Below are 6,928 nucleotides of genomic sequence, written 5' to 3' on the forward strand. Positions count from 1 at the left end.
TTTTCTTCCAGAGTGCGCTGCTCCACTTCCTGACAGGCCCTGACCAGCATCTGCTTTCGCCACCTTACGCAACTGGGAATGGATTTGCCCCTCCAAAGAGGCGACACTCGGATCGTCCAGTGATATACTTACTTTGGCGGTCAATTCGATCGTCGGCATAGGCTCTCCTCTTGTAAGTTATTTGCTTCTTGCACGAGAGCCTATCGCTTTTTTCCCCCACTTGCAACTGCGAACTCTTGGACGCATCCGGGCTCGGGGGGCTGGCTTGCTGTACCTGAACAGCCTTGCTATAATGCCCCTAGAATACTTTACAGGAGAATCAGCCATGCCTCCCTTAAATCTGGAGCAGCTGTTCAATATGCCGCATTGGTTTGACCCTAATCCCGGGCCTCCCGGTCCCTACGATATCGCCCTGGTTGTCTTTTTTCTCCTCGGGTTGGCCATCAGCCTCTATTATTACTTCTTCCGAGAGAGGCTCTTCGAGCCATCATCCTACAAGGGCCAGCTAGCGAGGCGATTCGCCACTATCGGCATGGGCCTCGCTGGGAGCGGCCTGTTGTTCCTACTCTTTCGTTACCTCACCATTCCCATCCTCTCAGCCAGGGCGTGGCTGTATATCATCCTTTTGGCTGCCCTTGGCTTCAGCGCTTATTTGACCTACTTCTTCCTTAGGCTTTACCCATCTAGACAGGCGGCCTATCAAGCCGAACGTCTCCGTAAAAAATATCTCCCCAAACCAAAACCCAGACCAGCCGGCACACCTAACTCCAAAAGCAAGAGGCGAAAAGGCAAGAGGAGATAAGATAAATCGGTAAGGAGGGATCAGGGTGATTGAGGGTATCCACATCAAGCAGCTCAAGCCCAACGCTGATGAGCGCGGGGCGCTGATGGAGATCCTGCGCACCGATGATGAAATATTCGAACGTTTCGCCCAAGTATACGTCTCCCTCAACTACCCCGGGGTGATACGAGCCTGGCACTACCATAAGAAACAGGATGATTTCTTCGTCGTCGTCAAAGGGATGGCCAAGGTAGTTCTTTACGATGCCAGAGAGGGTTCGCCGACCAAGGGTGAGGTCCAGGAGTTTTTCCTTGGGGAGCGTAACAATATCTTGCTTAAGATACCTATCGGGGTCTATCACGGCTACAAAACTATTGGAGTAGAGCCATCGCTACTGCTCAATTTTCCCACAGAGCTGTACAACTATGAGGCACCCGATGAGTATCGTCTACCGTGGAATACGGATCAAATACCCTACGATTGGGCCCTGAAACACGGTTAGCGTCTTGCCCGGCGCATTTAGAGAAGTGGTCGTAAGGATATCTAAGGGATGCAGGCTAAACAGATCGTCTTCGTGGCCCTAATTATCATCGTCATCATCATGCTGGTGCTCTCTTTGACTCCCCCTCCGGTGCACTAAGGGAGCAGCGGTGGAAGATCGCCGCCTTCTCTTCGTCAATCCAGTCAGCCGATTAGGAGGCGCGGAAAGGAGCACCTTGAGCCTGCTGATTCGCCTGCCCAGAGAGGGGTTCACGGCCACTTTGGTCTGTCCAGCGGAAGGGCTTCTACCAGACATGGCTCGTCGCCATGGGCTTGAGGTAATCATCCTCCCCCTGACGGCCTCACGATTCGCCAGTGCTCCAGCCAACCTCTGGGGACAGGCGAAGGAGCTAAGGTCCAGTACGACAAACCTTGTCCACCTTATCAAGGATGGTGGCTACAACCTCCTTCACATCAACTCCCATAAGATGGGACTACCCTGTACCCTGGCCGCCAGGATGGCCAGAATACCCATCATTTGGCACATCAGAGACATCCTGGTAACCACCCCTTTGCGTCGTTTTGCCCTGATAAGCCTGATCAAATACCTACCAGATAGGGTCATCGCCGTCTCAGAGGCTTGCGCCAGACAGTTCGCCCCCAGCCGCAAGGTGCGGTGTATCTACAATGGCATCGATGTCGCTCAATGCCGGGCCGAGGCAAACGGTGCCAGGATCAGGGAGGAGATGGGGCTCAGTCCCAATACACCCCTAATCGGCTGCGTCGGACAGCTCATACCCTGGAAGGGACAGGATTACTTTCTGCGCGCTGCGGCATGTCTTATAAAGACCATGCCTCAGGCTAAATTCCTCATCGTGGGCGAGGATACTACCCCTGAGCAGGACTTCGCGCCACGGTTGAAACAGCTGTCCGCTGAACTGGGACTTTTCTCTCACACCATCTTCACCGGCTTTCGCCAGGATGCAATCTCACTGATTGACTCTATGGATATTCTCATTCATCCCCCCATCCAGCCTGATCCCTTACCACGCGCCTTGCTGGAGGGTATGGCCCTGAGCAAGCCGATCGTAGCCAGCCGAGTGGGCGGTATTCCTGAGATGATCACAGACGGCGAGACAGGCTTATTGGTCCCCCCCAAGGATGGAACTGCTCTCGCCGAGGCGATGGTGAGGCTACTCAATGATCCCCAGCGCGCTCAAGAGATGGGCAGACGGGGGGAAGAACGTGTGCGACAGCTCTTCTCTATAGAGAAGCATGTCCGTTCAATGGCAGACATCTATCACGACCTGTTAGGGCCATGAACATCTGTCTCGATGCTTCCCCCACCCTTCAGCCGATCTCGGGCATCGCCCGCTATACAACCAAGCTGATTGAAGGTCTCTTAAAACTGGACAGCGGGGATAACCTCAGCCTTCTCTATAACCGAGGGCTTCAGGGCAGCCCCCCAGCCCCCCTGAACCATCTGCCCAAGCGGGTCATTCCCCTGGGCAATAAGCAGTGGCGACTTTTGCTCCTCCTGGCCTATCGTCTCGGTTCAACTATGGATGGGCTGTTGGGGGACACCGACCTTTTCCACGGCACCGACTATCTCCTGCCACCTTTAAGACGAATCAACGCCGTTGTAACCATACATGATCTATCGTTTCTCCTCTTCCCCTCCTGTCATACGCTGGGCAATCGGTTGAACCTGAGGATGATGGTCCCCCTGGCCGTACGTTCAGCAGGTGCTATAATCGTCGATTCCCAGAGTAGCAAGCGCGATCTTCTGCGCTGGATCGCCATGCCGGAAGAGAAGATCCACGTGATTCACCTCGGTGTGGATGACTGCTACTTCGTGAACCGCACGGATGAGGAGCGCCAACGCCTTCTCCAAAGATACGCTATCCAACAGCCCTTTATTCTTTCTGTCGGCACCATCGAACCACGGAAAAACATTCCTGCTCTGCTTGACGCTTATAGTGCTCTCCACGGTACTGGTAATCTCTCTCATCAGTTAGTCATCGTGGGGAGAGCAGGTTGGCACCACCGCTCTGTCCTCCAGCAGCTCACGGTGGATAGGGCCACGAGCATCCGCTTTCTGGGTCATCTACCAGATGAGGAGCTGGCTATTCTGTACACAGCCGCCGACCTCTTCGTCTTCCCCTCCCTTTATGAGGGTTTTGGGCTGCCACCACTGGAGTCTATGGCCTGCGGCACGCCCGTCGTCTGCTCCAACACCTCCTCCCTGCCGGAGGTGGTCGGTGAGGCGGCCCTAACGGTAGACCCCCACGATGTCGCCAGCCTGGCCAGGGCGATGGATCAGGTCTTTACTGATAGCGACCTGCGCCGGAGGCTAGCTGGACAAGGGCGAGAGAGGGCGAAGATGTTTACCTGGCAGAAGACGGCCCGCTGTACCCTGGACGTCTATCGGCATGTTCAGTTAAATAGAAGATGAACAACAGGGGTTCCAAGGGAGGCGCAGCCTCTTTGGCAGGGGTCTGGGGATGTGCCCTACCAAGATTGTATCGGCATGCAGTCAATGATCAGATTCTCTCTCCCGCTGGAGTGGGGGTAGTCCAGAAGGGGGGCCCCCCTTCTGGGAGGGTTCTAGGGCTCCGCTCTAGCCTCTTCCCCCCTCTCCCGCAAAGCGGGAGAGGGGGCAGGGGGTGAGGGTACCCCACAAAATAAAGCCCGTAGGGCTACCCTGAACCCCCCTATGGGGGTTTGGGGGGAGATATTCAATCTCAAATAGAGATCGAGAGGCGAGGATTAAAAGTGCGCATCGCCCTTGATGGCCGCTACATTCAGGACCATTTTCCGGGCATAGGTCGCTATACCTGGGACCTAAGCCGAGCCCTGGCTCAGGCTGCACCTCAACACACCTTCCTGATCTTTTATAACCCACGCTTGTCCAATAGCCGCTTCGATCTGAAAGAGCTGTCCTGCTTTGCTAACGTGGAGTTGCGGGAAGTCTCTGTGTCTACCCTCTCGATAGTCGAACAAGCCACGCTTCCTCTTGTTCTTAGGCGTGAGCGGGCGGATCTCTTTCACTCACCCTACTATATCCGACCCTACCTGCTGCCCTGTCCAGCCATCGTCACGGTCTGCGACCTGATCCCCTATCGTTATCCCGACTGTTTTCCCTCAGCGCTGACCAGGTTCCTCTTCCATCTGGCCATGCGCCTGAATGTCGCCACGGCCAAGGAGATCGTGGCTATTTCTTCGGCCACGCAGCACGATCTCTATCGTTACCTGGGAGTAAAGCCAGAAAAATTAGCCGTGGTCCCTGTTGGAGTAGACTCTCACCGTTATCGGCCTTTAGAGAGGGCCGTTTTACAGGCGGTACGCCAGAGGTATCGTTTGCCGGCCCATTTCATCCTCTATGTGGGAACGAATAAACCTCATAAGAACCTCATACGCCTCATCAAGGCCTTTGCTCTCGTCTATACGGACATAGAACATGTTCTGGTCATCGCTGGATGGTGGGAAGAATGGACTAGCCACCTGGGCGAGGTGCTGGCCCACCAGGACTTAGAGGAAAGAGTACGTCTACTGGGGCAGGTGCCTGAGGATGACCTCCCCGCTCTCTACAACCTGGCCGACCTCTTCGTCTTCCCCTCCCTTTATGAGGGTTTTGGGCTGCCACCACTGGAGTCTATGGCCTGCGGCACACCTGTCGTCTGCTCCAACACCTCCTCCCTGCCGGAGGTGGTCGGCCAGGCAGCCATAACAGTAGACCCCTACGATGTCACCCAGCTGAGTGAGGCTATGGTCAGAGTTCTGCAGGATAACCGTTTGCGAGATGATCTGAGCGCCAAGGGGCTGCGTCGGGCCGGGCAGTTCTCCTGGACGGAGATAGCCCAGCAGATTGTATCTATCTATGAGAGGATCGGTTCGCCTTGAAAGTTCTACATATTTACAAAAACTACTATCCCATGGTGGGTGGGATCGAGAGCCACCTTCGACTGCTGTGCCGACACCTGGCCAGACAGCCAGACCTGGAGGTAAGCATCCTGGTGGCCAACACTGGACGGCGAACAGTCATCGAACAGGACGACGGGGTGCGCCTGATCAGGGCTGGACAGCTGTTCACCCTGGCTCGCACACCTTTAAGCTGGTCGCTCTTTCGCTGGGTAGCACGGCTGCCCGCCGATATCATACACCTCCATTCCCCCTACCCCTGGGGCGAGCTCTCCTACCTGCTCGCTGGGCGAAGCCGGGGTATGGTACTCACCTATCATAGTGATATCATCCGCCAGAAGGGGCTGCTCCGATTGTATGAACCGTTTCTCTGGAGGGTCCTGGAGAGGGCTGACCGCCTTATCGCCAGCAGCCCCAATTACATCGAAACCTCACCGTATCTACGACGATTCTCCTCCAAGTGCGTGGCCATCCCACCTGGTATCGAGCTCCAGCGCTTCCAGAGGGTCGATGAAACACAGGTACAGGCCATAAGGCAGTGCTATGGGACACCGATCGTCCTCTTTGTCGGACAATATCGCTACTATAAAGGGTTGGATATCCTGCTCCAAGCCATGGCGGGACTGTCCATCAAGTTGCTCTTCATCGGTCCAGGGCTGGCGCAGAACCTCCAGTCCCGGGTGCACCTCCTTCGCCTGGAAGACAGAGTGCACTTCCTGGGGGAGATCCCTGATGCTGACCTACCGGCCTATTACCATGCCTGCGATGTTTTCGTATTGCCAGCTGTAGAGCGCAGCGAGGCATTCGGTCTTGTTCAACTGGAGGCGATGGCCTGTGGAAAGCCGCTGGTTTGCACTGAGCTGGGCACAGGTACCTCTTATGTAAACATCCATGAGGAGACAGGACTAGTTGTCGAGCCAGGCAATCCAACGGCCCTAGGCCAGGCAATAGAGCGCCTCCTCTCCGATCCGCTTCTCTACCAGCGCCTCAGTCAAGGGGCCATTCAGCGGGTGACCCAGCATTTCCGCCATGATATTATGGTGCAACGCACCCTTGAGCTCTATCGGAAAATCTTGTCGGATAGCTAAGCACAACGGCATAACATTCCTTATCCCTCCAATCCTTTATAAATAGCAAAGTCCCACCCCCCCAGAGACCTTAGCACTTACTGTCCAGAGGATCAGGGCTTGTCCCACCAACTCTTCCTCGTTCGGCTGACTTTCTCCCCAAAAATGGGGTGCAGCCAAAAAGGAAAACCCCTTGACAACTCTCCCCTCTGCCTATATAATTCAAGCAATGGGCGAGCGGGCATCCTATCACCCATCTCTTAGGAGGGTCTTGTGGGAAGGACAACCTGGCCGTTGACCTTCAACCCCCCTCATAAGCAGCAAGGGCGTTTCCCCTAGCGATCTATCTCTCCATCCTGGCCTCATCCCTCTCCTTTCGAAAGAAGAGCGCTGGCCATCCGCACTGGCGATGAAGAGGACGAACAACCGTCCTCTTTTATCTTTTTCGTGGGGGGTGCACCGTGGGCAAGGTACGGCTCAAGTTAGTGGGTGATGGGCAGAGGCCCCTCTCCCTGGAGGGGGCAGGCACACCCATCCCCCTCAGTCCCTTGAACATCAGCGGGCTGGTCATCCAGCGGGCAGAACTGGTGGAGGCCCTGCGCCCCTTCGTGCCCCTGCCCTCAGACGTGGTGTCCTTCGAGGATGGGGAACGGTTCCTCCTCGTGCTGAAGCAGCCCAG

7 protein-coding genes are annotated in these 6,928 nt (G+C 55.7%); all 7 read left to right on the forward strand.

The window, feature by feature from the left end:
- Window positions 1-325 precede the first annotated feature (325 nt).
- Window positions 326-802 (forward strand): hypothetical protein, encoded by a 477-nt coding sequence (locus M1136_04555; GenBank protein ID MCL5074911.1) that lies wholly within the window; start codon window positions 326-328, stop codon window positions 800-802.
- Window positions 803-827: 25 nt separating this feature from the next.
- Window positions 828-1,283 (forward strand): dTDP-4-dehydrorhamnose 3,5-epimerase family protein, encoded by a 456-nt coding sequence (locus M1136_04560; GenBank protein MCL5074912.1) that lies wholly within the window; start codon window positions 828-830, stop codon window positions 1,281-1,283.
- A 148-nt stretch (window positions 1,284-1,431) separates the two neighbouring features.
- Window positions 1,432-2,583 (forward strand): glycosyltransferase family 4 protein, encoded by a 1,152-nt coding sequence (locus M1136_04565; protein ID MCL5074913.1) that lies wholly within the window; start codon window positions 1,432-1,434, stop codon window positions 2,581-2,583.
- Window positions 2,580-3,716: a glycosyltransferase family 4 protein gene (locus tag M1136_04570; GenBank protein MCL5074914.1), complete on the forward strand. Its 1,137-nt coding sequence runs from the start codon at window positions 2,580-2,582 to the stop codon at window positions 3,714-3,716. The genes M1136_04565 and M1136_04570 overlap by 4 nt, the downstream gene beginning before the upstream one ends.
- Before the next feature lie 320 nt (window positions 3,717-4,036).
- Window positions 4,037-5,164: a glycosyltransferase family 4 protein gene (locus M1136_04575; protein ID MCL5074915.1), complete on the forward strand. Its 1,128-nt coding sequence runs from the start codon at window positions 4,037-4,039 to the stop codon at window positions 5,162-5,164.
- Window positions 5,161-6,270, forward strand: a complete 1,110-nt coding sequence (locus M1136_04580) for a glycosyltransferase (GenBank protein ID MCL5074916.1) — start codon at window positions 5,161-5,163, stop codon at window positions 6,268-6,270. Before M1136_04575 ends, M1136_04580 begins: the two co-directional genes overlap by 4 nt.
- 440 nt (window positions 6,271-6,710) lie before the next feature.
- Window positions 6,711-6,928 (forward strand): hypothetical protein (locus M1136_04585; GenBank protein MCL5074917.1); only part of this gene is annotated, 218 nt, incomplete at its 3' end.

It is taken from the genome of Chloroflexota bacterium (assembly GCA_023475225.1).
GTDB lineage: Bacteria > Chloroflexota > UBA6077 > FW602-bin22 > JAMCVK01 > JAMCVK01.